Source organism: Aeromonas sp. SER, from assembly GCF_038739615.1.
GTDB classification, from domain to species: domain Bacteria; phylum Pseudomonadota; class Gammaproteobacteria; order Enterobacterales; family Aeromonadaceae; genus Aeromonas; species Aeromonas jandaei.
Genome location: NZ_JBCGFC010000007.1, coordinates 98,163 through 123,742 on the forward strand (window position 1 = coordinate 98,163; position 25,580 = coordinate 123,742).

Below are 25,580 nucleotides of genomic sequence, written 5' to 3' on the forward strand. Positions count from 1 at the left end.
GCCCGCCATCATGGCGGGCCCTTTTTATTTCGTTGCCGACAATCGACTCAGCCGTGCTTGATGCGAGTCTCCCCCGCCACCGACACCACAGAGCGCTTGCCCTTGCGGCTGATGACGAGAAGAGCCAGCACGATAAGGGCGATGCCGCTCCCCTCCACCGGCCCCGGATTTTCACCAAGCAGCCACCATGAGAGCAGCACGCAGCTCACCGGCACTGCCAGTGTGCTGAGGCTGGCGATCCCGGCCGGCAGCTTTTTCAATACAAACAGCCAGAGGCTCCAGGCCAGCGCCGTGGCGAAGATGGCGCTGTAGGCGAGCGCACCAAACACATAGGGCTGCCAGTCGATGGGTCGCTCCGGCACCAGCGCCGCCACCACGGCCATCACCATGGTGGCGTAGATCATCTGCCAGGTGGTGAGGGACATCAGATCCACCGCGGGGTGGCGGGCATACATCCGCTTGGCGATGATGGCGCTGATCCCCCAGCAGATGCCGGAAGCAATCCCCAGCAGCGCACTCTTCATGGAATCCAGATGCAGCTGCCATGGCTCGATCACCAAGAGCAGCCCGCAAGCCGCCACCCCGACCGCCAGATAGTGGAGCTTGCGCATCCGCTCGCCGAGAAAGATCGCCGCGAAGATCACCACCCAGAACGGCATGGTGTAGCTCAGAATAGCCACCTTGCCCGCCCCGCCGCTGATCAGGGCCCACTGGGCCAACCCCACCATGCCACAGGTCTGGAACAGGGCGATGGCGAGGGTATAGCGAAACGGGGTGGGTTTGAGATAACGGCGCCCGCGCAGGGCCAATACCAGCAGCAGAACCAGAGATCCGCACAGGCAGCGCAGGGCGGTGAACTCGAAGGCCCCCGCGTAGAGCATCACCTGCTTCATCACGATCCAGCTGTAACTCCAGATGGCGGTGAGCAGAACAAGCCCCCCCAGTGCCGCCATATTGATCTTTCCACTCATTTGTTTGTTACTCACCTCTTGTCACTCATTGCGCCGGATCAGCTCTCGACGTCTTGCCCGCGCTTGAAGGCGGCCATCTTACGCCGCTCATCTTCCGCTGACCATGGTCGCCCCGAAATGAACAAGGGGGCCGACGGCCCCCGCAATCACACTCAACCCGAGCTGGAACGCCTAGCGGCAGATAAGGGTTCCGGTCTTGCCGGCAATGCCGTCGGCGGCCTTCTCCAGCAAGGTGATCAGGGATTTGCGCCCCGGCATAGAGGTAGCGAACGAGAGCGCCGCCTCCACCTTGGGCAGCATGGATCCCTTGGCAAACTGCCCCTGCTCGATAAAACACTGGGCATCTCCCACGCTCAGCTGATCGAGCCACTGCACATCGGGTTTGCCGAAGTTGATGGCAACCTTCTCTACTGCGGTAAGGATGATCAGCATGTCGGCGTCAATCAGTTCCGCCAGCTTGGCACTGGCCCAATCCTTGTCGATCACCGCACTGGCGCCGCGCAGGTGATTGCCCTCGCGCAGCACCGGAATGCCGCCACCCCCGACGGTGATCACCACCTGACCGACGGCCAGCATCGCTGAGACGGTCTCTTTCTCGATGATATCAACCGGTTTGGGAGATGCGACCACCCGGCGATAGCCACGGCCGGCATCCTCTTTGAGCCGCTCGCCCCTGGCCATCAATGCCTCGGCCTCCTCCTTGCTGAAGAAACCGCCGATGGGCTTGCTCGGATCAAGGAAGGCGGGATCGTTTTTATCCACCTCCACCTGGGTCACCAGTGTAGCGACCGGCTTGTGAATACCACGCGCCAGCAAGGCCTCGCGCAGGGCGTTTTGCAGGTCATAACCGATATAACCCTGACTCAGGGCCACGCAGACCGACATGGGCAGATGGGGCGCCTTGGGGTCATGGCGGGCCGCAACCTCGAACGCCTGCTGGATCATCCCTACCTGCGGGCCGTTGCCGTGGGTCACCACCACTTCATGCCCCTGGGCGATCAGGTCGGCAATGGTGCCTGCCGTGCTCTGCACCGCCTTCATCTGCTCGGGCAGGTTGTTGCCCAGCGCATTGCCACCAAGGGCCAGTACGATTCTCTGTTTCATCTTGTTATCTCCAGTGATGGGACAAGCCGGCGCGATACCGGCCCACCTTTCGTTGTTCACATAAGCTTGCTGCTCTGCGTGTTTCGAACGGATTGTCAGCCTGCAGCCGCGGGGCAAGGCGAGTGCAGATCCGGCGCCAAGGCCGGATCAAAGGGCGCTCTGGCCAAAAAACGGCCATGACCACGCCGCCCCAGAAACTCGCCATCGCGAGCGACTATCTCGCCACGGCTCAGGGTCATTCTGATCCGGCCGGGGCAGCGCATCCCCTCGTAGGGGCTGTAGTCGCCGTTGTCATGCAGCAGTGGGTGAGAAATCAGGGTGTCACCGCGGGGATCCATGATCACCAGATCGGCGTCAGACCCCGGTTGCAGGTTGCCCTTGCGCGGCCAGAGGCCAAACAGGCGCGCCGGGTTGGCGCTGGTGAGAGCTACAAAGCGGGACGGCGAGATGCGCCCGCCCAGCACCCCGTGGGCAAAGAGCAGCAGCATCCGGTTTTCGACCCCGGGCAAGCCGTTGGGGCAGCGGCTGAAATCGCCCCCCGAGAGGGTCATGCGCTGGGCGTGGGAGAAGTTGCAGTGATCGGTCGCCACCGTATCGATGTCACCAGCAGCGATACCGACCCACAGCTTGTCCTGCTCGCGGCGCGAGCGCAGCGGCGGGCTCAGCAGATAGTCGACCCCGTTCTCCTTGTAATAACACTGCTCATCGAGCAGCAGATATTGCGGGCAGGTCTCCACCCAGACCGGCTGGCCCTGACGACGCGCCAGTTTCAGATACTCCAGCCCCAAGCCATTGGAGAGGTGGACGATATAGAGCGGGGCATTGCCAGCGAGCCCCGCCAGATTGATCATCCGGGCCACCGCCTCGGCTTCGCACTCCAGTGGGCGGCTTTGCGGGTGATACCAGGGCTCGTGATGGCCTGCGGCCAATAGGGCAGCCCGGCGCGCCGCGATGGCGGCATCGTTCTCGGGGTGGACGGTGGCAAGCGCCCCCACCTCCTTGAGGCGGGCCAGGGCGCGCAGCACGTCGTGATCCCCCAACTTGTACTGGTAGGTGAGATAGAGCTTGAAGCTGCTGATCCCCTCCTCCTGCACCATGGCGGCCATCTCGTGGAGGATGGCGTCATCCACATGCTGGATCACGCCGTGAAAGCTGTAATCGATCACCGCCTGATCGGCGGCATAGTCGTGATAGCGGGCCAGCTGGTGATGCAGATTGCACCCCGCCGGGCCAAATCCCATGTGATCGACGATGGTGGTGGTGCCACCACAGGCGGCGGCACGGGTACCGCTGAAAAAGTCATCGCAACTGCGGGCAATGCCCACGTCGATGTTGAAGTGGGTATGGACGTCGATGCCGCCCGGCATCACATAGCAGCCGCTGGCATCGATCACGTCGGTCTCGCCATCGGGCGAGATAGCGGCGGCTCGCGCGCGGATCACCCCGTTCTTGATCAGCAGATCCTGACGATATTCCCCCTGTGCATCGACCAGCACACCGTTTTTGATCAGCCGTTTCATCCCCACCACCTCGAACATCACTTCAAACAGCAAAGCCCCGCCTCAATGGAGACGGGGCACTTGCAACAGCCGGGCGGTGATGAGAGTCACCACCCGGCAGACCCCTTACTTGTCCAGCTCGGCCAGATAGAGCATGGGGATCACGGCGTACATGGCGGCGCACTTGACCAGATGCTCTTTCCAGGTCTTCTCGTTCGGGGCGTGGGCCTCCGGCTCTTTACCCGGGCCAAAACCGATGACCGGAATACCGTGGCGACCCATGATGGAGACCCCGTTGGTAGAGAAGGTCCATTTGTCTACCACCGGCTCCTTGTTGAACAGCTCGCGATAAGCCTTGGAGAGGGTTTTGACGGTGATGTGATCCTCCTCCACCTTCCAGGTCGGGAAGTAGCACTCGGTCGGGTAGACCAGACCGGTGTAGGCCGGACGGTCGTACTGGTACATGGAGACCTCGGCACCGGCAGCTTGCACCGCAGGCAGGGCGCGGATCTCATCGAGCGCCCCTTGCCAGGTTTCACCCCAGGTGAGGCGGCGGTCGATGGAGACGGCGCAGCTGTCTGCCACGGCGCAGCGGCTTGGGGAGGTGAAGAAGATCTCGGAGACGGTCAGGGTGCCCTTGCCGAGGAAGTCATCATTGCCGAGGTTGTGGCTCAGCTCCTGCAGCTCGCCAAGGATGGGGCCCATCTTGAAGATGGCGTTGTCACCGCGCTCCGGTGCGGAGCCGTGGCAGCTGACCCCCTGCACATCGATACGGATCTCCATGCGGCCACGCTGGCCACGGTAGATCTGGCAGTCGGTGGGTTCGGTACTGACCACAAACTCGGGGCGGATCTTGCTCTGCTCGATGATGTACTGCCAGCAGAGGCCATCGCAATCCTCCTCCTGTACGGTACCGGTCACCAACAGGGTGTACTGATCTTCCAGCCCCAAATCCTTGATGATCTTGCCCGCATAGACCATGGAGGCCATGCCGCCTTCTTGGTCAGATGCGCCGCGGCCACCGATGATCTCGTGATCTTCCATCCCCTCATAGGGGTCGAACTTCCAGTTGGCCATGTTGCCGACGCCCACGGTATCGATGTGGGCATCCATGGCGATCAGGTGCGGGCCGTGGCCGATATAGCCCAGCACGTTGCCCATGGGGTCGATCTCGACCTTGTCAAAGCCAACCTTCTCCATCTCCTGCTTGATGCGCAGCACGACACGCTCTTCATCGCAGCTCTCGCTCGGGATGGCGATCATGTCGCGCAGGAACTGACTCATCTCGGCCTTGTACTGGTAGGCCTTCTCCAACACCATTTCAAACGGAATTTGCTTGCTCATTGTGATTCTCCATAACAACTGAGAGTGCGCGGCCTGTTCGTCGGCAGCGCCCTGTGCCCGTTACCGCGCCCCGTTGGCGAGGCGCGATCAGTTCTTCAATTCGTGTCTCTGCTCTCGCAGGGATTAGTCACAGTCGGGGTTAATCGCAGGCAGGATGTTTGCCTTCCCACACCACTTCCCGGTAGTGCTTAACATCGGTGTCCCCTTCGGTGTTGATGATGAGTACGACCGAGTTGCTATCCAGCCCAAGGCGAGCCATCAGCGCCGCGCGATCCGGGTGGTGACGCACCGCCGCCAGCACGCCGGTACCGACCGAGCCGGATTCACCGGAGATGATGCGAGGGTCATTGCCAAGAGGGTTGCCGAGCACTCTCATGCCCAGTGCCGACACCTTGTCGTGACAGGAGATGAACTGGGTGGTGCAGCCCCTGAGCAGCGGCCAGCCAAGCGGGTTGGGTTCGCCGCAGGCGAGACCGGCCATGATGGTGCGCATGTCGCCCCCCACGTTGACCATCTCCCCTGCCACGCCGGAGCGGTAGATGCAGTCGGCCTGATCCGGCTCGACCACGATGCTGTGCAAGTTTTTCGCCCCGAAGCAGTCCACCAGATAACCGAGCACCCCGCCCGCCAGCGCCCCTACCCCGGCCTGCAGCAGCACGTGAGTGGGCTGCTTGATGCCCATATCCTGCATCTGCTCGACCGCTTCGTCGGCCAGAGTGGAGTAACCCTGCATGATCCAGGTCGGGATCTTGGTGTAACCCTCCCAAGCTGTGTCCTGCACTATGTGCCAGCCGCGCTCTTCGGCCATCTTCATGGTCAGGCGCACGGTGTCGTCGTAGTTCATGTCGGTGACGATGCACTCGGCGCCGAGATTGAGAATGTGGTCAACCCGCTCCTGGGCAGAGCCCTTGGGCATGTAGACCACCGCATGCTGACCCACCTGCTTGGCGGCCCAAGCGACGCCACGACCGTGGTTGCCATCTGTGGTGGTGGCGAAGGTCATCGGCTCCTTGATGGTGCGCTTGATGAGATCGAAGGAGAAATCCTCGACGGCCACCCCGTATTTTTCACACAGCAGGTTGGCAATGGCGTAGACGCCACCCAGCATTTTGAAGGCATTGAGACCAAAGCGTTTTGACTCATCCTTGACCAGAATATTTTTTACCCCGATATAGGCGGCCAGATCTTTCAGGTCGCACAGGGGAGTCGGTTCATAACCGGCCAGTTTCTTATGAAAGGCACGGGCCTTTTGTGCTTCGGCGCGAGAAAACAGGGGAGATGGTTCACCGGTAAAAAAACGGTTATCGGCAATATCCATCTTCAGAGAAAATTGGGACATGCGTACCTCATCCAGATTATGGGGTCGGGAGCCATCTCACCGGGAAATCCGATATTCAGATACCACGGGGAGAAAACTCACGACAATTCCGCTGTTGTAGCAGGCAGGGGAATGATTACCCCTGCCATTTCTTTTATTTATTTCAGCCAACGCTACTTATTTAACCCGCTTCTGGGCCTCTTTCAGCAGCGCTTCGAGGGTCTCTCCCGGGGCGGAGAATTTACGAGCCATGATCATGGCGGCGATAATATAGGGCTTCCAGCTCGCCTCTTTATAAGTGGCGATACGATATTTCTCGAATACCCCTTCGGTTACTTCCCCTTCCTTGCAGGAGACACCGGAAATATCGGCCGGCAGGCAGTGCATATAGAGCGCTTCGCCACCCTTGGTGAGCTTCATCATCTCTTCGGTGCAGTGCCAATCCTTGTGCTTGGCGTTCTGCTCAAGGCAGTGTTTCTCCAGCTCTTTGAGGCCAGCGTGGTCATTGGCACGCAGCAATTCGGTACGCTGTTCCATCACCTTGTAAGGAGCCCAGGACTTGGGATAGACGATATCGGCATCCTTGAACGCCTCTTCCATGGAGGTGACCTGACGGAAGCTGCCGCCGGATGCCTTGGCATTCTCCTTGGCCACTTCGATCACGTCCGGGATCAGGTCATAGCCTTCCGGGTGGGCCAGGGTCACATCCATACCAAAGCGGGTCATCAGGCCGATGATGCCCTGCGGCACGGAGAGCGGCTTGCCGTAGCTCGGGGAGTAAGCCCAGGTCATCGCAATCTTCTTGCCCTTGAGGTTTTCCAGGCTGCCGAAGTGCTCCTGCAACCAGGCCAGATCAGCCATGGACTGGGTCGGGTGATCAATGTCGCACTGCAGGTTGACCAGCGCCGGACGCTGGGGCAGCACCCCCTTCTCGAACCCTTCATCCAGTGCGGCGCCCACTTCACGCATGTAAGCGTTACCAGCGCCCAGATACATGTCGTCACGAATACCGATGGCATCGGCGCAGAAGGAGATCATATTGGCGGTTTCACGGACGGTTTCACCGTGGGCAATCTGGGATTTGCCCTCATCCAGATCCTGCTGGGCCAGACCGAGCAGGTTCAGTGCAGAGGCATAAGAGAAGCGGGTTCGGGTGGAGTTATCGCGGAAAACCGAGATACCGAGCCCGCTGTTAAACAGTTTGGTAGCAATATTTTCGGCACGCAGTGTCTTGAGGGATTCGGCCAGTTTCAATACCAGTTCAAGCTCCTGAGGTGTTTGCTCCCAGGTCAGCAGAAAATCTTTTTCATGCAGGTTGGATTTGAGTGCTTTGATCTCTTTGATTAACTCGTTCACTGCTTTCATCGTTCGCCCCAATTCGTTGGATGATATATGAATAGCTCCCCAGTCACTCACGATGTCACCAGCATCCCGGTTATGGGTGAGCTCATCGGTTAGCGTCGATATAGGGCAATCAATAAGCGTGCCAAGGTAAACATTTGCGGCGGAATAATAAGAAATGGCAAAAGTATGTGATGGGCGCCACAAAAATAGCAGCGATTAGCCCTATTTAGCTGATGAGGTTATGCGTTCACTGAATTTATCCTGCTGCGACCACATCTCATGGGGTGATAAAACCGAGTAACGGTAGAGATAATTATCACCCGGACACATCACTCGGGGCTGAAATGATATAAAGCAGACCAACTTTATCATTATGATAAGCGGCCGGGAGGTGACGGCCTCCCCTCCTCTCTGCAGCCTTGCAAAGGGCATTGAGCCATATATGCCACATCTGTCCGAATACCCGAGCGCCTTTCCGAGACTGGTAAACACAGGCCAAAGGGAGCAAGCTGGTTTGGCCTGCAGACCATTCGCAGCATGGCTCCGGCCACTTTATCCACCACAGCAAGGAGTGCTTATGACCGATGCCGCCGACAAGTCGCCCTCCTCCTGGCAGCTTTCGGATATCCGCGAGCTGGCGCAACTGCTGACCCAGGCGCTGCCCGCTACCGTACAGATAACGGAAGCGGTGCATCAGGCGGTGCTGGGTGGTATGGGTATCAAGGGGCGAGAGAAAGGTAAGACGGCAGGGCTCACCGGGCTTATTTACAAGGGAGTTCACGGGGCCGCAAATAGCCTCGGCAGTGGTATCAATGGCCTGCTGGCCCGCCTGCCACTCCCGACGCGACCTTCTGTGGCAGAGACGCCCAAGCGCGCGGCTCTGCTTGCCACCCTCAATGGGGTGCTGGGGGACAAGCTGGTCGAGCAGCAAAACGCCCTCGCCACCCCGATGACTCTGCGCTATCAGGGCAAGCCGCTCGATTGGCAGACCATGCCAGCCGACCTTCCCCACACGGGGCGAGTGCTGCTGATGATCCATGGCCTCTGCATGAACGACTTGCAGTGGCACACCAGCTATCAGGGGAAGTCCGTCAACCATGGCGAAGCGGTGGCCAGGGCGCTTGGCTATCTGCCTCTTTATCTGCGCTACAACTCGGGTCTCTCCATTGCCAGCAACGGGCAGGCGCTGGCGCTGCAGCTGGAGGATCTGTGTGACCGATGGCCGGGGGCCATCAAGCAGCTCAGCGTGCTGGCCTACAGCATGGGGGGACTGGTTATCCGAAGTGCCTGCCATTACGCCCAAATCCACTCACTGCGCTGGCCCAAGCGACTGCAGCATCTGATCTTTCTTGGCACCCCGCACCACGGCGCGCCGCTCGAATCCGCTGGCCACTGGCTGGAGCAGCTGCTGCCAGTCACCCCTTACAGCATGCCCTTTGTGAATCTGACCCGCATACGCAGCCAGGGCATTCGGGATCTTCGCCATGGCAAGGTCATCGACGCCTCCCGCAATAACAGGGAGCGCACCATAGGGCGTGATCCCCGCCAACCGCTCCCGCTTCCAAGCGACGTAGCCTGCTTTGCCATCGCCGGCACCACATCCGCCAAACGCACCCTGCTGGCAGAACGGCTGATTGGCGATGGACTGGTCCCCCTGCGCAGTGCGCTGGGCCTGCACCGGGAGCGCGCACATCAACTCGACTTTCCCCCCGAACATACCCTGATTGTCTATCGCACCACTCATATGGCCCTGCTCGGCAGCCCGGAGGTCGGTGCACAACTGCTGGACTGGCTTGACGATGCCAGGTGATCCCCCTTCTCTTTGCATACCGTTTCAGAAATTTGGTCGAACAGCGCCAATCGGGCGCAGCATGCAGTGCTCGCAGCAACTAGCCTTGGAGGCAGTGTTTGATATGAGCCAGCAGTGGAGCGCCATATGTTCTCTTACACCCTCACCTTCAAGGATGATGTCGACCGCCTGACCGCCCCCGAGCAGGAGGTCTCCTTGCAAAGCCCTGCCCAGGCGGGCGATTTCCTTATCCTCTCCGACGGTAGCCGCCATCAGGTGATGTTTGTCACCCACAGGGCCAACTACAGCAGCCTCTATCTCGATAAAGGGGTCAGGGTGCCGCAAAGCTAGCGCAGCTCATCCCTCTGTGTGTGAAAGCAAAAGAGCGGCACCTGGCCGCTCTTTGATCTCTCTTTATGTGGATTTGCTGTCACAGCACCTTGATCACCGGTTGGTGCACTATCTCGACGTCGCCTTTATAGACCACCAGCTCACCCGGTGGCACGCCTCGCTCACCCAATACGGTGACGACGCACTCGTAGCGATAGGGGCCGCTCGTGAAGAGGTAGGTATGATTGCCCCCCGTCCCCTCCACCCTGACGGTGCCATTTTTCAACACCAGATCCGGCTTGTCGGCGAGCGTCTTGCCCTTGGCCCAGGAGGCGTAGCGATAGTGGCCATCGTCCAGCTCGTCGATGCGGATGGTAAATTTCTCGGTCTGCCACATCAGCGCGGGGCTCTTGTACTCTCGCACACTGGGATGCAGACCACTTTTCTGCCTAGCGATAAGCTCGGCTTTCAATTTGGCGGCCTGCGCCGTCTGATGATTGATACCGATGACCTTGCCATCAAAGTCCATCCAGACCTCGCCACTGCCCAGCATGATGCCGCGCCAGCCCATGGTCTGCCAATCCTGCCCGACCCGGGAGGTAGCAATGCTTGTTAATATGGCGTCATCAAATACCTCATCAAAACGGGTCAGCATCTCCGCCGGGGTTTTGATGGCGGGAATGGGATACTCCTGCTTGAAGGGGTACTTCATCTGGTTGGCAAGGGCCTGATGATCACGGGCTTCTGCCGCATCGACCAACTGCTGCACAAAGGGGCGATATTCGGCCGGCAGCTGCTCTTCGTCGGCTGATACGGGGAGAGCTACCCACAATGTTCCCAGCAGCAACGCAGCACATAAGCCATAACGCCCCTGCCCTCCTTTGCTATTGCGGCCAAACAGTGCCCTGACATTCCATCTTGCTACTTTCATTCTGCCTGCTCTTCACATAACTAAAACGGCCAGCCACTATCCGCAGATGTTAGCTGGCGGACTTGAGCGATTTTTTAACGCGTTTGAGTGCCATCTGCCGCTTGAGCGGTGACAGGTAATCAATGAACAAGTTGCCATCCAGATGATCAATTTCATGCTGCATGACAATGGCCAAAAAATCGCTGCTCTCGATGGTAATCGGATTGCCTTTTCGATCCAGTGCAGATACCACCACCGAGCTGTAACGCTCGACATCCGCATAATAATCCGGCACGGAGAGACAGCCCTCTTGTCCAAGCACCTTTTCAGTACCGCTTATCACTTGTGGATTAATCAAAACCAGCGGCTGATCCCTGCTCTCGGACAAGTCGATAATAACGATCGCCTCTTTACGCCCGACTTGAGTCGCGGCCAAACCAATCCCGTTTTCCGTCGCATACAGGGTTGCCAGCATGTCATCGATCAGCCCCTGTACGGCAGCAATATCCTCAACCCGCTCGGCCTTGAGCCTCAACCTGGGGTCGGGAGCCGTCAAAATATTCAAAATCGCCATCACAACTCTCCATTAACCACTTTTTTCAATCCGAGGTCACTGCCCAACGGCCGGGACATGGAGACAAACGCCTGATCCTCTTCGACCACGTTGTAACCAAGGCGCTCATAAAACCGTATCGCCCCATGGTTCTCTGTGAAGCTGGACAAGGTGACCCGGCATTTCCCCTCACGCTCAGCCTCCTGATGAAGCCGTTCCATCACGGCAGCGCCAAGCTGCCGCCCCTGATACTGAGGGAAAATGATCAGCAGATGAACATGCTGGGCATCCTCATATGGCTTGCTACATAACAGACCAATGCGTTCTCCCCCATGCAGGATCCACGAAAACCATTGCGGCAAATATGAGCTGGCTAGCCGTTCGCGTTGAAATTGGTCATCCCAGCCAAAGAGCGCCTCAACATAGGGAAATATTCCCTCTTTGACGGCAGTAAAGACCTGCTCCAATTCACTTTGCGGCACATTAATCAGCTCAATATCCATCTCTTTCCCTGCTCAAGCCATATTGGATACGCGGTTAGCACACAATCACCCTATTACGATTTCTCCAAACGGCAGCTTCTGAAGCATCACGAGCGGTCACAACACCTCAACCTTTACCTTGATAATCCCGTCGCGAATATTGCCGATGGAGCTAAAAGCCGATTTGGAGAGATCGATAATTCGCCCGCTTTTAAAGGCGCCACGATCATTGACCTTGACCACGACGCTCTTGCCGTTGGCGAGGTTGGTCACCCGCACCATGGAGCCAAAGGGCAATTCCATATGGGCGGCGCTATTGAGGTTGTTACGATAGAGCTCGCCGCTGGCGGTCTTTTTACCGTGATAGCGGTCGGCATAATAGCTGGCATAACCGGTCTCGCTATAGCCGCGCCAGCTGCCGCCGTGGCTCTCGTCATAACGGCTGCTACAGGCGGCCAGCAGCAGGCAGACAAGCAACAGCCCCCCTTTGCAGACCGATTGCACCACTCCCTCTCTCCCGATGCCGCGCATCTACTTCTCCTCGCTCACCTTGCCGGATAGATAGTCCGGCGGATCATCTCACGTCGCAGTAACGGGGAGACTCTCCCCATACCGGCAAGCCACCGCAATGTAGGCGGCCCCTTGCCATCATGGGGCCCAGCCCTGTTGCCAACGCAGTGGTCACCGCGATTGTTGCAATAAACACAGGCTTTAAATCACCACTGTTGCACCTAAGAGACAATCAAGGGGCCACTTCTCTGCTCTCGTTTGCCAACAAGAGCACGCAACCCCCCTCCGATCTGCGTCCGAAACGCAGCACAACAAGAGGGATACTTATTAACCAGAACCGGGCAAGCCCGTTCATCCGCAGCCTTATCCCATCAGGGGCAGCGCCGCTACTTTGCCATATTTCTCCAATAAAAAGGGAGGCGAATGCCTCCCTTTTCTCTTGCTATTTGCCCATCAGAGTCAGGCGATCAGCTTGTCGTCGGCAAAGCCGAAACCGCGCAGACCCACCACATGCACATGCTCGTGCTTGCCTTGCACCTTGCGGATGAGCTTGTAGGTGGTGCCCTTCTCGGGGCTGATGTTCTCGGGCGCTGCGATAAGCAGCTGCATATCCTGCCGCTCGCACAGCTCGAACAGGGTGGCGATGGATTTGCCATCCAGACGGGCCGCTTCGTCGAGGAATAGCAGACGGCAGGGGGCGATATCCTTGCCGCGCAGACGGCGGGACTCCTCCTCCCAGCTGATCAGCACCATCAGCAGGATGGCCTGACCGGTACCGATCGCCTCACCGGTAGAGAGCGCACCGCTCTCGGCCCGCAGCCAGCCATCGGCCCCGCGCTGCACCTCGATCTCCAGCTCCAGATAGTTGCGATAGTCGAGCAGCACGTCGCCCATCACCTGATAGCTGCGATCCCCCTGCTCGATCTGCGGGTTCAGGCGCTGGAACAGCTTGGCCATCGCCTCGGAGAAGCTGAGCTCCTTGTCGGCGAACAGATCGTTGTGCATGGCGGTTTGATCGGCCAGCGCCGTCAGCAGACGGGTGTGGGCCTCGCGGATATTGACGTTGAGGCGCACCCCGCGCACCAGACCGAAGGCGATGTTCTGCAAACCCTGGTTGAGCACCCGGATGCGGTTCTGCTCGCGGCGGATGATATTGGTGATCTTGGCCGCCACCTCATGGGAGGAGAGCGACAGATGGGTTTCCCGCTGCTTGAGCTCGTCAGCGAGACGGGCCAGCTCGATCTCCATCTCCTCGATCGCTTCGACCGGATCATCGGAGCGGATGATGTCGTTGCGGATGCGATCTTTAAGGTAACGGTAGACCTGCACGTAGAAGGCCACCTTCTGCTCGGTGCTGCGGTTGCCCTCGGAGAGACGCAGCGCATCGCGCAGGGCCTCGTCGTGTGCCACCGCCACCCGCAGGGCGCCGAGGGCCTTGTCCGACATGGAACGCAGCTCGTCGCTGTCAAGGTACGCCAGCTCGCGCTTGTTGAGGCGCTTCTCGACGTCGGTCTCCCGCGCCAGCCGCACCACCCGCGACCAGCTCGCCTTGTGACCCACCAGGGATTTACGGGCACTGTAGTAATCCTTGCCTTCCAGCTTGAGACGGCCACCGAGGGATTCAATCTCGCGCTTGGTCACCTGCAACTGGGCCTCGGCGCTGGTGCGACGGGAACGGGTGCGGATCAGCAGCTCTTCGATCTCTTTCTTGTGAGCGCGCGCCTTCTCTTCCATATCGTCAGAGAGGGTCAGGCCCATGGCCGCCAGCTCCTGCTCAAACTCGGTCAGGGTCTGGCGCTTGGCCTCGACGCTGGAGTTGAGGGCGGTGCGCAGCTGCAACGCCTCGGTGTGGCGCTGGGCAATCTGCTTGTGCTGCTCGCCAGCGGTGCGGGCCGCCAGCTCTGCCGCTTTCAGCTTCTCTTTGAGTCGCTCGCTCATCTCGGAGGCCTTGCCCAGCAGGTCTTGCGCATCCTGATAGGCAAAGTGCGGCAGGCGGGCCACCAGCTGATCGAGGGCGTAGCAACGGCGCTTCTGCTCGGCCAACAGGTCGCTCACCTCATCATAGGCAGCCTGCAGCGCCGCAAGATCCTGCGGATCCTGACGCAGCACCTGCACCATGGTTTCCAGTTTTTCCAGCGACTTGCCGTGCTTGGCGATAAAGGCTTCGGCCTGTTTCAGGGCTTCCACATCGGCGTGAGCCGCCTCGAGGCGGGCCGCCAGCTCTGTCTCGGCAAACAGGTGAGCAAAGGGCAGCATCCCCTGCACCAGCTGGATATGGCGAGTCAGCTGGGCGCCGGCCGCTTTGGCCTCGGCCAGCTGCTTGTCGCACTCACCGATGGTCCCTTGCAGCGCGCGCAGTTCGGCCTGTTTGGCCTGCACTTCGGCTTCGGGGTCGGGGCGGAAGGCGATATCCAGATGCTGGCCAATAAAGTCGCGGAAGTGACCGTAGAGACGGTGGTACTTCTGCTGCTCGAAGGCAGCCTTGGCGTAACCCTCGATGAGCCCTTCGCGCTCAAGGTCGAGCTGCTCGATCCGTTTTTCCCGGGCGGCGCGACCAAACAGCGGCAGCTCGGGATAGCGGGAGAAGCGCACCTGACGCTTGCTGGTGCGCACCAGCACGGCGTCCCCCAGCTCGTCCGCTTCCACCAGATCCTCATCAAAGGAGTCGGGGTTGCCCTGAATCAGGTAGATATCTTCCGGGCAATCTTCCAGCTTTTTCAACCGCTCGATGGCACCCTCAAGGTCGAGCACCACCAGGGCGCTGCGAGCCGGGCCGTAGAGCGCGGAGTAGTAAGGGGCATCGTCGATGGAGATGTCGTCGTAGACATCGGAGAGCAGCACGCCCCCCACCTGCTCGGCAATGCGGGCAAGACGTGGATCCGCCTCGCCTGCCCCCAGCTGCAGATTGCGAATTTGCAGCTCCAGCGCCTGTTTCTGCGCCGCGATGCGGTTGCTCTCCTGTTCGAACTCGCGCTCCTTGTCGAGCACTGTCTGCATACCGGCCGAAAGCTCTTCGGCAGTGGCGAGCGGCAGACCGCTCTGTTCGCGCAGCTGCTCGAGCTTTTCAAAGGATTTCAGCCAGCGCGGCGCCAGCTTGGTCAGCTCAGCAATATCACGCCCCAGCTGGGTGCCCTGATGCTCGAGGCTGGCGCGGCGCTGGTTCACCTCCGCCTGCTGCTCGGAGAGCTCCTCCTGACGGGTGCGTTGGGCTTCGAGGAAGATCTCCAGCTCATCGCTGCTGGCAATCAGCTGGCCAGAGGCCTGCTGCAGCTCGTCGCGCAGCTTGAAGAGACTCTTCTGGCTTTCGCTCTCTTTCTCGAGGCGAGCCAGCGCGGCGCGCAGCCCCTGCCCCTGGGCAATGCGAGCCTTGTCTTCGATGTGACGCTTGAGCAACGCCTGCGCGGTGGGCCAGGCGGCCTCGCGCACTGTCTCCGGGGCGATGCTCAAAAGCAGCGCCAACGCCGCTTCATGCTCGGCTACCGCCGCCTTGGCCAGCGCCAATTGCTGTTCGGCCCCCAGCACCCGGCTGGTGAGGCTCTGCTCGGCTGCGCGGAACTGGTGCAGGGTGTCGCTCGCCTGTTCGGCGGTCAGCCCCGGCAGCTCGCACTGCTCGCGGGCAGCCTCCAGCGCCTGCACCGCTTGACGGTACTGGATGGCGCGGGTCTGCTGAATATCGAGCGCCTGCTGGTAGTCGGCCAGCTGGGTCTTGAGGCTGTCGACTTCTGCCTGTGCCAGCTCCTTGCGCTCTTCCACTTCCAGCAGCTGGCCGTGGATCTCCTCCACCACCGCTTGCTGCTGCTCGAGTTTGTCAGAGAGATCCGCCAGATCGGCGCGGTACATCTCGATCTTCTTCTGCAAGGAAACCGCTGCCATCACCTTGGCCAGATGCTCTGAGGCAGACTCCAGCTCGTCGGTCAGCAGTTTCTCGCGGTTGGTGAGCTGCTCCACCTCGTCGGCCAGATAGATGGCGCGCTGCTTCTCTTCGGCCAGAATGCGGCGCTTGTCGGCCAGCTCCTGACGCGCCTTGAGGGCCAGCTCGGAGAGACGGCTCTTCTCGGCGGCGTTGCGCACATAGTCGGCAGCCACATAGTGGGTAGTCTCGGTGATCAGATTCTTGAACAGATCCCGCTGACCCTGGGTCTCCTTGATCGCTTCCAGCGTGCGGCGGTTTTCATAGATGGCCGCCTCCATGTCTGCAAACGCCTTGCGTACCCCGGAGTTCTCCGGCAGCAGGTACTCGCGCAGGGAACGGCTGATGGACGAGGAGATGCCGCCGTAGAGGGAGGCTTCGATCAGGCGGTAGAACTTGCCGCGATCTTTTTGATCACGCAGCTTCTTCGGGGTGATACCGAACTCGAACATGAAGTTGTGATAGTCGGTCACCGTATTGAATTTGGCGACTTTCAGCGCCCCCAGCTCGGCGGCCGCCCCTTTCAGATCGGTAAAGGCGCGTACCCGGCCCTTGCCGCCATCAAGCTTCTCCAGCAGCAGATCGGTCGGTGCCAGATTCTCCGGCACATCCACCAGCGCAAACGGGGTGATGTTGACCTTGTTGTCACGGTTGGCCACCTGCTCGAGGTGGACGCCGACCCAGATCCGCTGTTCGCGGCTGTTCATCACTTCCAGCAGGGAGTAGCAGTGGCCGCGCTGCAGCTTGCCGTAGAGCCCCTTGTCACGAGAGGCGCTGCTGGAGCCCGCTTCCGTGGTATTGCGGAAGTGAAGCAGTGACTGGTCGGGGATGAGCGCCGCGATAAAGGCCGCCATGGTGGTGGACTTGCCCGCGCCGTTGCCGCCGGAAAGAGTGGTGACCAGCTGGTCGAGATCGAAGGTCCGGGCAAAGAAGCCGTTCCAGTTGACCATGGTCAGGGATTTGAACTTGCCTCGCACCGGTTATACCTCCAGATCCAGTTGTTCTTCATCGAGATCCGCCTCGATGTCATCAAAGAGCGAGTCGCTGCTCGGCATTTCGTCGTCGTGGAAGATGGCTTCACCCTCCTGGATCATCCGCAGTTGAACGGCGCGCGGATCTTCATCGGAACGCACGTCAGCGGCGAAACGGAACACCGATTCGTTGACCCGGAATTTATCCCCGTTGCCAAGGGCGGTGATCATGCCAAGGCGGCGCAGACGGCGCATGGAGGTACGGATCTTTTCGAGCAACTTCTTCTTGTCGAGATCGGTACCGCCGGAGCGGCTGTTGACCATCCGCAGCAGCTGCTTCTCGTCGGCGAGGCTCAGCACCTCTTCTTGCAGCTCGGCCATGGCGAATACCCCTTCCGAAGCCAGACGGTCCGGGCTCAGGTAGAGGTAGCAGAGCACCTTGCCCACCAGCATATCGAGCTCGGAGAGCACAGTGGTGCCGATGTCGGAGCTCGGGCGCGGGCGCAGGTAGAAGAAGCCTTCCGGCGCCTTGATCAGCTCCACCTGATAGCGGCCGTAGAAGATCTCCAGCTCGCTGTGATATTCGACCAGCGCCGAATGCTGCTCGAACTCGTCGGCACTGATGTGACGACCGGAGCGCAAGGCGGTATCGATGCGCGGAAACAAGGGGTTGGCAATCGCCTCTGCGAGGCGCAGCGGCAAGGGAAACTCAGAATTGATCAATGACATAGGCCTGAACCTTGGATCCAGCTTGGTTAATGGGTTTCCATGCGGGTTGGCGATGCAGTTCGCGCTCGCCGCTGGCATGGCCCAGGCGCACGGCCTGGTCGATCAGAAGACGCGCCACATCGAAGTGGGCATGAGCCGGGTAGTCCAGCAGGTATTCCCGCAGCACATCGGCCAAGTCCAGCTGCTGGCCCTGCTCGGGGTAGCGGGCCAGATAGCGCTCGATGCGCTCGGCCAGCTCCTGGTTGATGTCCACCATCTCGACGTACTCCATCTCGAGTGGCACCTCACCGGTCACCTCCTCGTCGTGGATGGCGATGGTTTCGTCGCGCAACTCCAGCAGACGGGGCTCTTCGGCCACCCGCAGCTGCCAGTTGTGCTGCTCGAAATTGCGGATGGACTCGCGCAGCCGCTGGCTGAAGGCGCGGTTCTTGTCCATGTCGATGGCGTTGCGGATAAATTTGTGGACGTGCCTGTCGTAGCGGGACCAGAGCTCGATGCACTGCTGACCCCAGCTGGTGATGACGTCAAGACGACCTTGCAACGCGTGAGTCAGCTCCTCGACGTGGAACAGATCGTCGCGCCCCTGCGCCGCTTCCTGAATATTGAGCAGCCCCGCCTGCAGGCGGTGGCCGGCAGCGTCCAGGGTATCCTGCAGCTCGCGCAGGGTCTGGCCTGTCTCGTGCAGCAGCTTTTCGCAGCTGTGAATGGCATCGACCCAGTTCTGGGTCAGCAGGGCCGCGATTTCGCTCTTGACCTGATTCTGCTGCTCATCCATGGCGCGCTGGGTGAGATCGATACGTCCAAGGGTCTCTTCCAACGAGAAGGTGAGGCGCGGCAGCACCTCGGCATCCCACTGCTCGCGGGTGTTGGTCTCCAGCGCCGCCTTGCGGGCGGTGTCGAGCTCGGAAGCCAGGTGTTCGAGCAGAATGGAGAGCTTGATGGAGTCAACCTGACGCTGATCCATAAAGAAGTCGACGATGCTCACACCCAGGCGCGACAGGCGGTAGAGGCTCTCCCCCGCCACCATGTCGGTGTTGAAACGCGACAGCAGCTGCTGGCGAATGAGATCGTTGATGGCGTTGTTGGCGCGACCGGTGAGGGTCTCGTCCATCTGACCGAAAGCGCTGCTGACATAGCCAAAGGCATCGTGCAGCGCCGCTTCCGACAGATCCGACTCATCTTCGGACAGGGTCTTGATTGCAATCAGAAAGGCCAGCCGGTCGGTTGGCAGGCTCAGCGCCAACCCCTCCTGCCTGACCCACCCTACTAGCTCCGGCAAAGAACGCTCTGGCAGGGTACGGGATGTACTCATCATGATGTTGTCATCTCGTTGTTGTATTGGGCGCAAAATCGTGCGCGCGGCTACATCCGGTAGCATCGAAACATGGTTCACATCGACGTGAACCGCGAGCAATCAGCTGGCCGGCTTCTGGGCCATCACATGGATATAGCGACCGAGGGAGACAAAAGGCTCCTGACGGCAATATTGCTGCTCCATGGCCAGCAGATCGTCGAACTTCTCCACCTGATCCTGCTTGTGACGCATATAGTCGTGGATCACCCGCACCCCGGTCTTGCCGATGATGCGCAGCCCCCCACGACCAATCCAGTCATAGACCTGCTCCGGCAGCTGGGGATTCGTGGGCGTAAGCGCAGTCTGACGCTTCTTGCGAAGACCAAGGCGCACATAGTCAAAATTGCCCACCACCAGGCTCTGGAACAGCAGGCCATGACGGTTGTAGAAAAGCAGCGACAGTATGCCCCCGGCATTGACGAAAGGGAACAGACCCAGCAAGGTCTGACGCGGCTCGGCAAGCCACTCCAGCACCGCATGGCAGAGCACCAGATCAAAGGTCCCGGTCACGTGTTGCTTCAGATCCTGAATGGGGCAATGGATGAGACGAATTTTGTCTTCCAGCCCCTTCTCGGCGATCTGGCTGCGGGCCAGTTTCAGCATTTCTGCTGACAGATCGCACAGCTCCACCTGATGACCCATGGCCGCCAGCTTCTGGGCGAAATAGCCAAAACCGCCCCCCGCATCGAGGATGCGCAGCGGTCGGTTGCCAAGGCGGGCCAGGCAGGCTTCGATGTCGCTCCAGACAATGGTGGTGCGGATGCGCCCCTTGGTGGAGTCGTAAATGTTGCGGGCGAACTTGTCGGCGCGCCCGTCAAAACTCTGATCGTGCTTCAAGGAGAAACTCAACATTAGCGCCACGGGGTTGTGGCCATCCCAAAAAAGAGAGGTATTCTGTCACATCCCGAATTTGCTGAAAACTCAAGGAAGTGTCTGCCGTGTTTGTGCTCAAAAAGTGGCTTGGTCAGCTGCTGATGCCGCTCCCCTTCTCCCTCTCCCTGCTGCTGGTCGCCTTGCTGCTGCTCTGGTTCACCCGTTTTCAGAAAACCGGCAAGCTGCTGGCGACTCTGTCGCTGCTGCTGGTCGCCCTGCTGGGAATGCGGCCGGTGAGCTACGAACTGGCCCGCGGGCTGGAGCAAACCTTCCCGCCGTTCGAGGTGAGCCAGCATCCCAACATCGACGCCATCGTGGTGCTCGGCAACGGCCATGTCAGCGATCCGGCGCTGCCGATGCGCAGTTGGCAGAACAATATCTCGCTGGCACGAACTCTGGAGGGGGTGCGCCTCGCCCAGGCCTATCCCGAAGCCGAGCTGGTTTTCTCCGGCTATGTGTCGGGGGATACCCTCTCCAATGCCGAGGTCAATGCCCGGATGGCCGAGAGCCTCGGTATTCCCCGTTCGCGGATGACGTTGTTTGAAAACAACAAAGACACTCATGATGAGGCGGTCAGTATCAGCCGACATCTGAAAGGAAAAGAGGTGGCGCTGGTCAGTTCTGCCACCCACCTGCCGCGCGCCATGGCCCTCTATCAGGGTCAGGGGCTCAACGCCGTGCCGGCCCCCACCGATTACACCGCCAAGCAGAGCCAGGTGGCCCAACCGCTCTACAGTTATTTACCCAAAGGGCGTTATCTGATGTATTCCGAAGCTGCCATCCACGAATGGATTGGGGTATGGTGGGCTCGCTTGCGGGGGCAGGTTAACGAATGAGCAATCAAGCGTTTCATTCCTGATTTGGATCAGGAAAGCGAAAAAAAATTACGTCATTTGCCGCCGGGTCAGCTATCTTGGGCTCGGTTCAATTCATATAATGTTGCGCAATCAAATGCCTAGGAGATTAAGAAGATGAGACAGCACCTGGTAATGGGTAACTGGAAACTGAACGGCACCAAGGCTTCTGTAGAAGCTCTGATCAAAGGACTGACCCCGGCTGCTGCCGCTCATCCTTCTGTGCAAGTCGCCGTCTGCCCGCCGGTTATCTTTTTGGGTCTGGTTGAGCAGCTGACCGCAGGCACCAAAATCGCCTACGGTGCCCAGAACGCCGACGTACACGAGTCTGGCGCCTTCACCGGTGAAAACGCTCCGTCCATGCTGAAAGCCTTCGGTTGCACCTACTCCCTGGTCGGCCACAGCGAGCGTCGTACCCTGCACGCAGAGAGTGACGACGTAGTTGCTGCCAAGTACGAGGCGATCCAGAAAGGCGGCCTGGTGCCGGTTCTGTGCATCGGTGAAACTCTGGAGCAATTCGAAGCCGGCGTGACCAAGAACGTGGTTGAGACCCAGCTGAAAGCCGTTATCGACCGTTGCGGTATCGCCTCCTTCAACAACGCCGTTATCGCTTACGAGCCGGTATGGGCCATCGGTACTGGCAAGACTGCCACTCCGGAGATCGCTCAATCCGTTCACGCTCACATCCGTCAGTACCTGGCCGGTTTTGATGCCGCCGTTGCTGCCAAAGTACAGATCCTGTACGGCGGTTCCGTCACTGGCGCCACTGCTGCCGACCTGTTCGGTCAGCCGGACATCGACGGTGGCTTGGTCGGTGGTGCGTCCCTGAAAGTGGACGACTTCTCCCAGATCATCGCTGGCGCTGCCAAGTAATCGCTGATTACGGCAAAGAGAGGGGCTTGTCCCCTCTCTTGTATCGCTTTTCCTATGGTGGCCCCCGCATCCCATACGAAAGCCGATATAGTAAAAGTGGCTTGTCTATTTCCAAACATTCGTATTTGACAACTCAGATCCAGAGGCACTCATGACCAAACAAATCAAACGTATTGGTGTTCTGACCAGTGGTGGCGACGCGCCGGGTATGAACGCAGCCATCCGCGCTGTGGTTCGCGCCGGTCTGCATTACGGCCTGGAAGTTTACGGTATTTATGATGGCTACCTCGGTCTGCACCAGGATCGCATCGTCAAGCTGGAGCGTCACAGCGTTTCCGACGTGGTGAACCGTGGTGGTACTTTCCTCGGCTCCGCCCGTTTCCCAGCCTTCAAAGACCCCGCAGTGCGCGCCGAAGCGATCGAGAACCTGAAAAAGCACAGTATCGATGCGCTGGTCGTCATCGGTGGTGACGGCTCCTACATGGGTGCCAAGAAGCTGACCGAAGAGGGTTTCCCCTGCATCGGCCTGCCGGGCACAATCGACAACGATATCGCCGGTACCGACTTCACCATCGGTTTTGATACCGCTCTGAACGTGGTGGTTGACGCCATCGACCGTCTGCGCGATACCTGCAGCTCCCACCACCGTATCTCCGTGGTCGAGATCATGGGACGCCACTGTGGCGATCTGGCCATGTCTGCCGCCGTTGCTGGTGGTGCCGAGTACGTGATCGTACCGGAAGTGGCCTTCGACAAAGAGAAGCTGCTCAAGCAGATCAAGGAAGGCGAAGCCAAGGGCAAGAAGCACGCCATCATCACCATCTGCGAGCACGTTACCGACGTGAACGCACTGGCCAAGGACATCGAAGCCCTGACCGGTCGTGAAACCCGCGCTACCATCCTGGGCCATATCCAGCGTGGCGGTGCCCCGACTGCCCGTGACCGCATCATGTCCAGCCGTATGGGTGCTTATGCCGTTGAGCAGCTGCTGGCTGGTCACGGTGGTCGCTGCGTCGGTATCCAGCGCAACGAGCTGGTACACCACGACATCATCGACTGCATCGAGAACATGAAGCGTCCGTTCGATCAGGAGCTTTACAACCTCTCCACCACCCTGTTCTAAGCACTGCCGGAACAAGCTGGTTATGCAAAAACCCTCCATCCGGAGGGTTTTTCTATTTCTAGCCGCAGAGCACCGTGGTGCCCAGGAAATGGATTGGTGCCAATACATTTGGCAATGTCATCAGGCAGGCCCGACAACTGCGATATAACAACAACGCCTATATGACCGGCTTGAGGTTGGGGTTGCGCTTCAGCTCAGCCAATTGACCCACCGTTGCCAGTCGCTACCGACTGCTTGCCCAGCCTCCTTTCTGCATCATCTCTTCCGCTCTATCTTATTCCCCCCACTGTTACTGTTGTCCTCTGGTGCTCCTGTTAGGCGATGCGTTATCTCTAATCCGCACCGACGGGGCTCAACATTGGCTACAGATACAGGCAGTCGCAGATCGGGGGCCTATCTCGCTCCCCCCCTGCAGGTTGCAACTTGTCCCCTTGAGGGAAAAACCGCTTCCCAAGCCACTATTGCACCAACCAATATCAATCACGCTATCTCATCCATAGTCAGAGGCTAAAAAATTGGCTACCTCTGCATTTTTTCTCTCTCAGATCCGGCTACATCGCTAAAAGCAGGGCTATTTATGCAGATCCATGAACAGAAGATCGTGATAAAACCCTAACCATGGCGCTGGATTGCATGCCGATACCGGCATTAGTCTCTTTCAGAGGGGGATTATCTTCGCCATAAGCGGTAAAACCAGATTCACAGCCATTTTTTGACGCTAAAAATGGCTGCCTAGCCCAACAAAAAATGTAAAACCAATTAATGGCCCTATTCAAACCCCAGAGTTCATATTCCATGCGATTAACTAACACACTGAAAATAAAGAACTTTTAATGTGACAGCCCCATTAAAACAACCAGCACCTCAAACATAGAGGATAAAACAGCCAAAGGATTGCAAAAACAGAGCTTTCATTGCCACGAAGAACACAAAGCTCACTTTTATCAATTAAACCCTTGTTTTAAGCTCCTGTTATGGTATCTTGACCTCATCAACCAACAACCTGGGGAGAAAAAAGATGAAAGAGTTTGTTGTTACCGCTGTTTTTACCGTGTTTTTCACCCTGGTTGCTGTCTCTCTGCCCTCGCTGTCACAGCTCTGAGTCGGATAGAGAGGCATCAATCGGGAACGAGCCTCTCTGGCATGACGCTTTAATCACCACAAACTGGTGTTTTCAGCCATCAGTGCCGAAATGGTCAACATGGATATGATTTCAAGCTGTTGTGGTTGCTTGTTTAACCACACTTCTGACTGAGCCAACGTCAGACCATCCTCGGGGGAGCCAAGCTCCCCTTTTTGCTACCTGCCGTCTGACAACACCATTCCTCTCTCCATATCCTTTCCTCCTCTTCTACCGCTTTGCTGTTTGTTCTGACCAATCCATTTTTCCAGTAACCAGCGGGCACAAAAAAGCCCCCACCCGAAGGTGGAGGCTTGTGGCATTACTGGACGTGTCTACCCGTGGGTAATCCCGCTTATACCTTGTTCCAGCGCTGCGGGTCATACTCCGGGCTGAAACGGTCAACGATCACGGCGCAGGCTGCGTCACCGGTGATATTGAGGGAAGTCCGGATCATGTCGAACAGGCGATCCAGCGCGAACAGCAGCGGCAATCCTTCGATGGGGATCCCTGCCGCCAGCAACACCGCCACCACCAGGAAGCTCGGGCCCGGTACACCGGCCTGACCAATCGCGCCCAGGGTAGCTGTCACTATGATGGCGGCCCAGGCACCAACGCTCAGATCAATGTTGTAAACCTGCGCAAAGAAGATGGCGACCAGACCGTAATAGATGGCGTTGCCGCTCATGTTGATGGTGGCCCCCAGCGGCAACACGAAAGAGGCCGTTGCATTGGTCACCTTCAGATCCTGCTCGCAGGTCTCCATATTGACCGGCAGGGTCGCCATGGAGGAGGCGGTAGAGAAGGCAACGATCTGCGGCTTCTTCATCGCCGAGATATAGGTCATCACCGGCGTGTTGGAGAAGAGCGCCACCAGCAGCGGGTAGACCACAAAGCCGAAGATCAGAATCGCAGCGACATAGACCACAAACAGCTTGAGCACCAGCGTCAGCACATCGAAGCCATAGGTGCCGATGGCATCAGCCATCAGACCGAATACCCCGAGCGGCGCGATGATCATTACCTTGTTGATCATCCAGACAAAGGCATCCACCAGGGTATTGAGGCCATCGACCAGCGGCTTGGCCCGCTCGCGCGGCTGTTTGGCCAGCGCAATGCCGAGGAACATGCAGAACACCAGGATCTGCAGAATGTTCGCCTCGTTGAGGGACTGGAACACGTTGGTCGGGATCATGCCAAGCAGGGTTGCGACGGCATCCGGCAGCGCCCCTTTATCGGCATAATCACCGCCAAACATGGAGGAGACAGAGCCAAAATCGACACCGACACCCGGCTTGAAGATCTGCCCCATCACCAGTGCCAGCAACACGGCCAGTGCCGAAGTGACAAGGAAGAAGGCCAGCGTGGCCACCCCTATCTTGCCCGCTGCCGGGCTTGCCCCCAGATTGGCGGCGCCGGAGAGGATGGCAACCGCCACCAGTGGGATCACCAGCATCTTGATCAGCTGGATAAAGAGGGTACCGAGTGGGGCAAAGATGGTGGCCTGCTCACCCATGAGCACCCCGACCACAGCCCCCAGTACCATGGCCACCACAACCTGGAAGCCAATATTTTTTATGAGTCCTTTAGTCAACACAGTACTTTCCTTTATGTAGCTA

20 protein-coding genes are annotated in these 25,580 nt (G+C 58.9%); 5 read left to right on the top strand and 15 right to left on the bottom strand.

Annotated elements, in window-relative coordinates:
• Positions 1 to 47 precede the first annotated feature (47 nt).
• The 6 genes from AAHA41_RS12315 to ygeW all read right to left on the bottom strand — a co-directional run bounded on the left by AAHA41_RS12315 (position 48) and on the right by ygeW (position 7,601).
• Positions 48 to 971 carry a DMT family transporter gene (locus AAHA41_RS12315; protein ID WP_323092140.1) on the bottom strand — a complete coding sequence of 308 codons (924 nt, stop codon included), beginning with the start codon at positions 969 to 971 and terminating at the stop codon, positions 48 to 50.
• A gap of 171 nt (positions 972 to 1,142) precedes the next feature.
• On the bottom strand, positions 1,143 to 2,075 hold the full coding sequence (gene arcC / locus AAHA41_RS12320) for a carbamate kinase (protein WP_323069118.1): 933 nt from the start codon (positions 2,073 to 2,075) through the stop codon (positions 1,143 to 1,145).
• A 95-nt stretch (positions 2,076 to 2,170) separates the two neighbouring features.
• Positions 2,171 to 3,595, bottom strand: a complete 1,425-nt coding sequence (gene hydA, locus AAHA41_RS12325) for a dihydropyrimidinase (RefSeq protein ID WP_323069212.1) — start codon at positions 3,593 to 3,595, stop codon at positions 2,171 to 2,173.
• A 105-nt stretch (positions 3,596 to 3,700) separates the two neighbouring features.
• Positions 3,701 to 4,918 (bottom strand): YgeY family selenium metabolism-linked hydrolase, encoded by a 1,218-nt coding sequence (locus tag AAHA41_RS12330; protein WP_040070003.1) that lies wholly within the window; start codon positions 4,916 to 4,918, stop codon positions 3,701 to 3,703.
• A 139-nt stretch (positions 4,919 to 5,057) separates the two neighbouring features.
• Entirely contained in the window at positions 5,058 to 6,257 is a 1,200-nt protein-coding gene (dpaL, locus tag AAHA41_RS12335) for a diaminopropionate ammonia-lyase (protein ID WP_139396288.1), read from the bottom strand.
• A gap of 156 nt (positions 6,258 to 6,413) precedes the next feature.
• Positions 6,414 to 7,601 (bottom strand): knotted carbamoyltransferase YgeW, encoded by a 1,188-nt coding sequence (ygeW, locus tag AAHA41_RS12340; protein WP_323069119.1) that lies wholly within the window; start codon positions 7,599 to 7,601, stop codon positions 6,414 to 6,416.
• A 556-nt stretch (positions 7,602 to 8,157) separates the two neighbouring features.
• On the opposite strand from ygeW, the gene AAHA41_RS12345 reads away from it, so the two are divergent.
• A complete protein-coding gene (locus tag AAHA41_RS12345; protein WP_323069121.1) occupies positions 8,158 to 9,390 on the top strand; it encodes an alpha/beta hydrolase in 1,233 nt (410 codons plus the stop codon).
• Between the two features lie 126 nt (positions 9,391 to 9,516).
• Positions 9,517 to 9,720, top strand: a complete 204-nt coding sequence (locus tag AAHA41_RS12350) for a hypothetical protein (RefSeq protein ID WP_033113256.1) — start codon at positions 9,517 to 9,519, stop codon at positions 9,718 to 9,720.
• 79 nt (positions 9,721 to 9,799) lie between these two features.
• Here the strand turns inward: AAHA41_RS12350 and AAHA41_RS12355 are convergent, their stop codons facing one another.
• The 8 genes from AAHA41_RS12355 to cmoM all read right to left on the bottom strand — a co-directional run bounded on the left by AAHA41_RS12355 (position 9,800) and on the right by cmoM (position 19,955).
• A complete protein-coding gene (locus AAHA41_RS12355; protein ID WP_323069122.1) occupies positions 9,800 to 10,630 on the bottom strand; it encodes a hypothetical protein in 831 nt (276 codons plus the stop codon).
• Positions 10,631 to 10,679: 49 nt separating this feature from the next.
• Positions 10,680 to 11,183, bottom strand: coding sequence for a peptide deformylase (gene def / locus AAHA41_RS12360; RefSeq protein ID WP_323069124.1), 504 nt, complete (start codon positions 11,181 to 11,183; stop codon positions 10,680 to 10,682).
• Positions 11,183 to 11,665, bottom strand: coding sequence for a GNAT family N-acetyltransferase (locus AAHA41_RS12365; RefSeq protein ID WP_323069125.1), 483 nt, complete (start codon positions 11,663 to 11,665; stop codon positions 11,183 to 11,185). Before AAHA41_RS12365 ends, def begins: the two co-directional genes overlap by 1 nt.
• Positions 11,666 to 11,761: 96 nt before the next feature.
• Complete coding sequence (locus tag AAHA41_RS12370) at positions 11,762 to 12,175, bottom strand: septal ring lytic transglycosylase RlpA family protein (protein WP_323069126.1); 414 nt, start codon at positions 12,173 to 12,175, stop codon at positions 11,762 to 11,764.
• A gap of 438 nt (positions 12,176 to 12,613) precedes the next feature.
• Entirely contained in the window at positions 12,614 to 17,041 is a 4,428-nt protein-coding gene (mukB, locus tag AAHA41_RS12375; RefSeq protein WP_323069128.1) for a chromosome partition protein MukB, read from the bottom strand.
• Positions 17,042 to 17,044: 3 nt separating this feature from the next.
• On the bottom strand, positions 17,045 to 17,764 hold the full coding sequence (gene mukE / locus AAHA41_RS12380; RefSeq protein WP_005336835.1) for a chromosome partition protein MukE: 720 nt from the start codon (positions 17,762 to 17,764) through the stop codon (positions 17,045 to 17,047).
• Positions 17,745 to 19,079 carry a chromosome partition protein MukF gene (gene mukF, locus AAHA41_RS12385; protein WP_111901131.1) on the bottom strand — a complete coding sequence of 445 codons (1,335 nt, stop codon included), beginning with the start codon at positions 19,077 to 19,079 and terminating at the stop codon, positions 17,745 to 17,747. Before mukF ends, mukE begins: the two co-directional genes overlap by 20 nt.
• A gap of 99 nt (positions 19,080 to 19,178) precedes the next feature.
• Positions 19,179 to 19,955, bottom strand: coding sequence for a tRNA uridine 5-oxyacetic acid(34) methyltransferase CmoM (gene cmoM, locus AAHA41_RS12390; protein WP_323069130.1), 777 nt, complete (start codon positions 19,953 to 19,955; stop codon positions 19,179 to 19,181).
• Between the two features lie 101 nt (positions 19,956 to 20,056).
• Here cmoM and elyC point away from each other — a divergent pair, with 101 nt between their 5' ends.
• The 3 genes from elyC (at position 20,057) to pfkA (ending at position 22,841) form a co-directional block, all read left to right on the top strand.
• A complete protein-coding gene (gene elyC, locus AAHA41_RS12395) occupies positions 20,057 to 20,827 on the top strand; it encodes an envelope biogenesis factor ElyC (protein ID WP_323069131.1) in 771 nt (256 codons plus the stop codon).
• A gap of 135 nt (positions 20,828 to 20,962) precedes the next feature.
• A complete protein-coding gene (gene tpiA, locus AAHA41_RS12400; protein ID WP_041207655.1) occupies positions 20,963 to 21,718 on the top strand; it encodes a triose-phosphate isomerase in 756 nt (251 codons plus the stop codon).
• Positions 21,719 to 21,869: 151 nt separating this feature from the next.
• Positions 21,870 to 22,841: a 6-phosphofructokinase gene (gene pfkA, locus AAHA41_RS12405; protein WP_323069132.1), complete on the top strand. Its 972-nt coding sequence runs from the start codon at positions 21,870 to 21,872 to the stop codon at positions 22,839 to 22,841.
• Positions 22,842 to 24,316: 1,475 nt separating this feature from the next.
• Here pfkA and AAHA41_RS12410 read toward each other — a convergent pair.
• The gene (locus tag AAHA41_RS12410; protein WP_042030891.1) at positions 24,317 to 25,558 is read right to left on the bottom strand and encodes a dicarboxylate/amino acid:cation symporter; all 1,242 of its coding nucleotides are present in this window, start codon (positions 25,556 to 25,558) and stop codon (positions 24,317 to 24,319) included.
• Positions 25,559 to 25,580 lie beyond the last annotated feature (22 nt).

Bases quoted from the DNA above. Each gene is read 5' to 3' on its own strand.
- mukF (WP_111901131.1), bottom strand. From the start codon at position 19,079: ATGATGAGTACATCCCGTACCCTGCCAGAGCGTTCTTTGCCGGAGCTA.
- pfkA (WP_323069132.1), top strand. From the start codon at position 21,870: ATGACCAAACAAATCAAACGTATTGGTGTTCTGACCAGTGGTGGCGAC.
- def (WP_323069124.1), bottom strand. From the start codon at position 11,183: ATGGCGATTTTGAATATTTTGACGGCTCCCGACCCCAGGTTGAGGCTC.
- AAHA41_RS12345 (WP_323069121.1), top strand. From the start codon at position 8,158: ATGACCGATGCCGCCGACAAGTCGCCCTCCTCCTGGCAGCTTTCGGAT.
- AAHA41_RS12370 (WP_323069126.1), bottom strand. From the start codon at position 12,175: ATGCGCGGCATCGGGAGAGAGGGAGTGGTGCAATCGGTCTGCAAAGGG.
- AAHA41_RS12330 (WP_040070003.1), bottom strand. From the start codon at position 4,918: ATGAGCAAGCAAATTCCGTTTGAAATGGTGTTGGAGAAGGCCTACCAG.
- AAHA41_RS12355 (WP_323069122.1), bottom strand. From the start codon at position 10,630: ATGAAAGTAGCAAGATGGAATGTCAGGGCACTGTTTGGCCGCAATAGC.
- dpaL (WP_139396288.1), bottom strand. From the start codon at position 6,257: ATGTCCCAATTTTCTCTGAAGATGGATATTGCCGATAACCGTTTTTTT.
- mukE (WP_005336835.1), bottom strand. From the start codon at position 17,764: ATGTCATTGATCAATTCTGAGTTTCCCTTGCCGCTGCGCCTCGCAGAG.
- AAHA41_RS12350 (WP_033113256.1), top strand. From the start codon at position 9,517: ATGTTCTCTTACACCCTCACCTTCAAGGATGATGTCGACCGCCTGACC.
- hydA (WP_323069212.1), bottom strand. From the start codon at position 3,595: ATGAAACGGCTGATCAAAAACGGTGTGCTGGTCGATGCACAGGGGGAA.
- AAHA41_RS12365 (WP_323069125.1), bottom strand. From the start codon at position 11,665: ATGGATATTGAGCTGATTAATGTGCCGCAAAGTGAATTGGAGCAGGTC.
- AAHA41_RS12315 (WP_323092140.1), bottom strand. From the start codon at position 971: ATGAGTGGAAAGATCAATATGGCGGCACTGGGGGGGCTTGTTCTGCTC.
- ygeW (WP_323069119.1), bottom strand. From the start codon at position 7,601: ATGAAAGCAGTGAACGAGTTAATCAAAGAGATCAAAGCACTCAAATCC.
- arcC (WP_323069118.1), bottom strand. From the start codon at position 2,075: ATGAAACAGAGAATCGTACTGGCCCTTGGTGGCAATGCGCTGGGCAAC.
- tpiA (WP_041207655.1), top strand. From the start codon at position 20,963: ATGAGACAGCACCTGGTAATGGGTAACTGGAAACTGAACGGCACCAAG.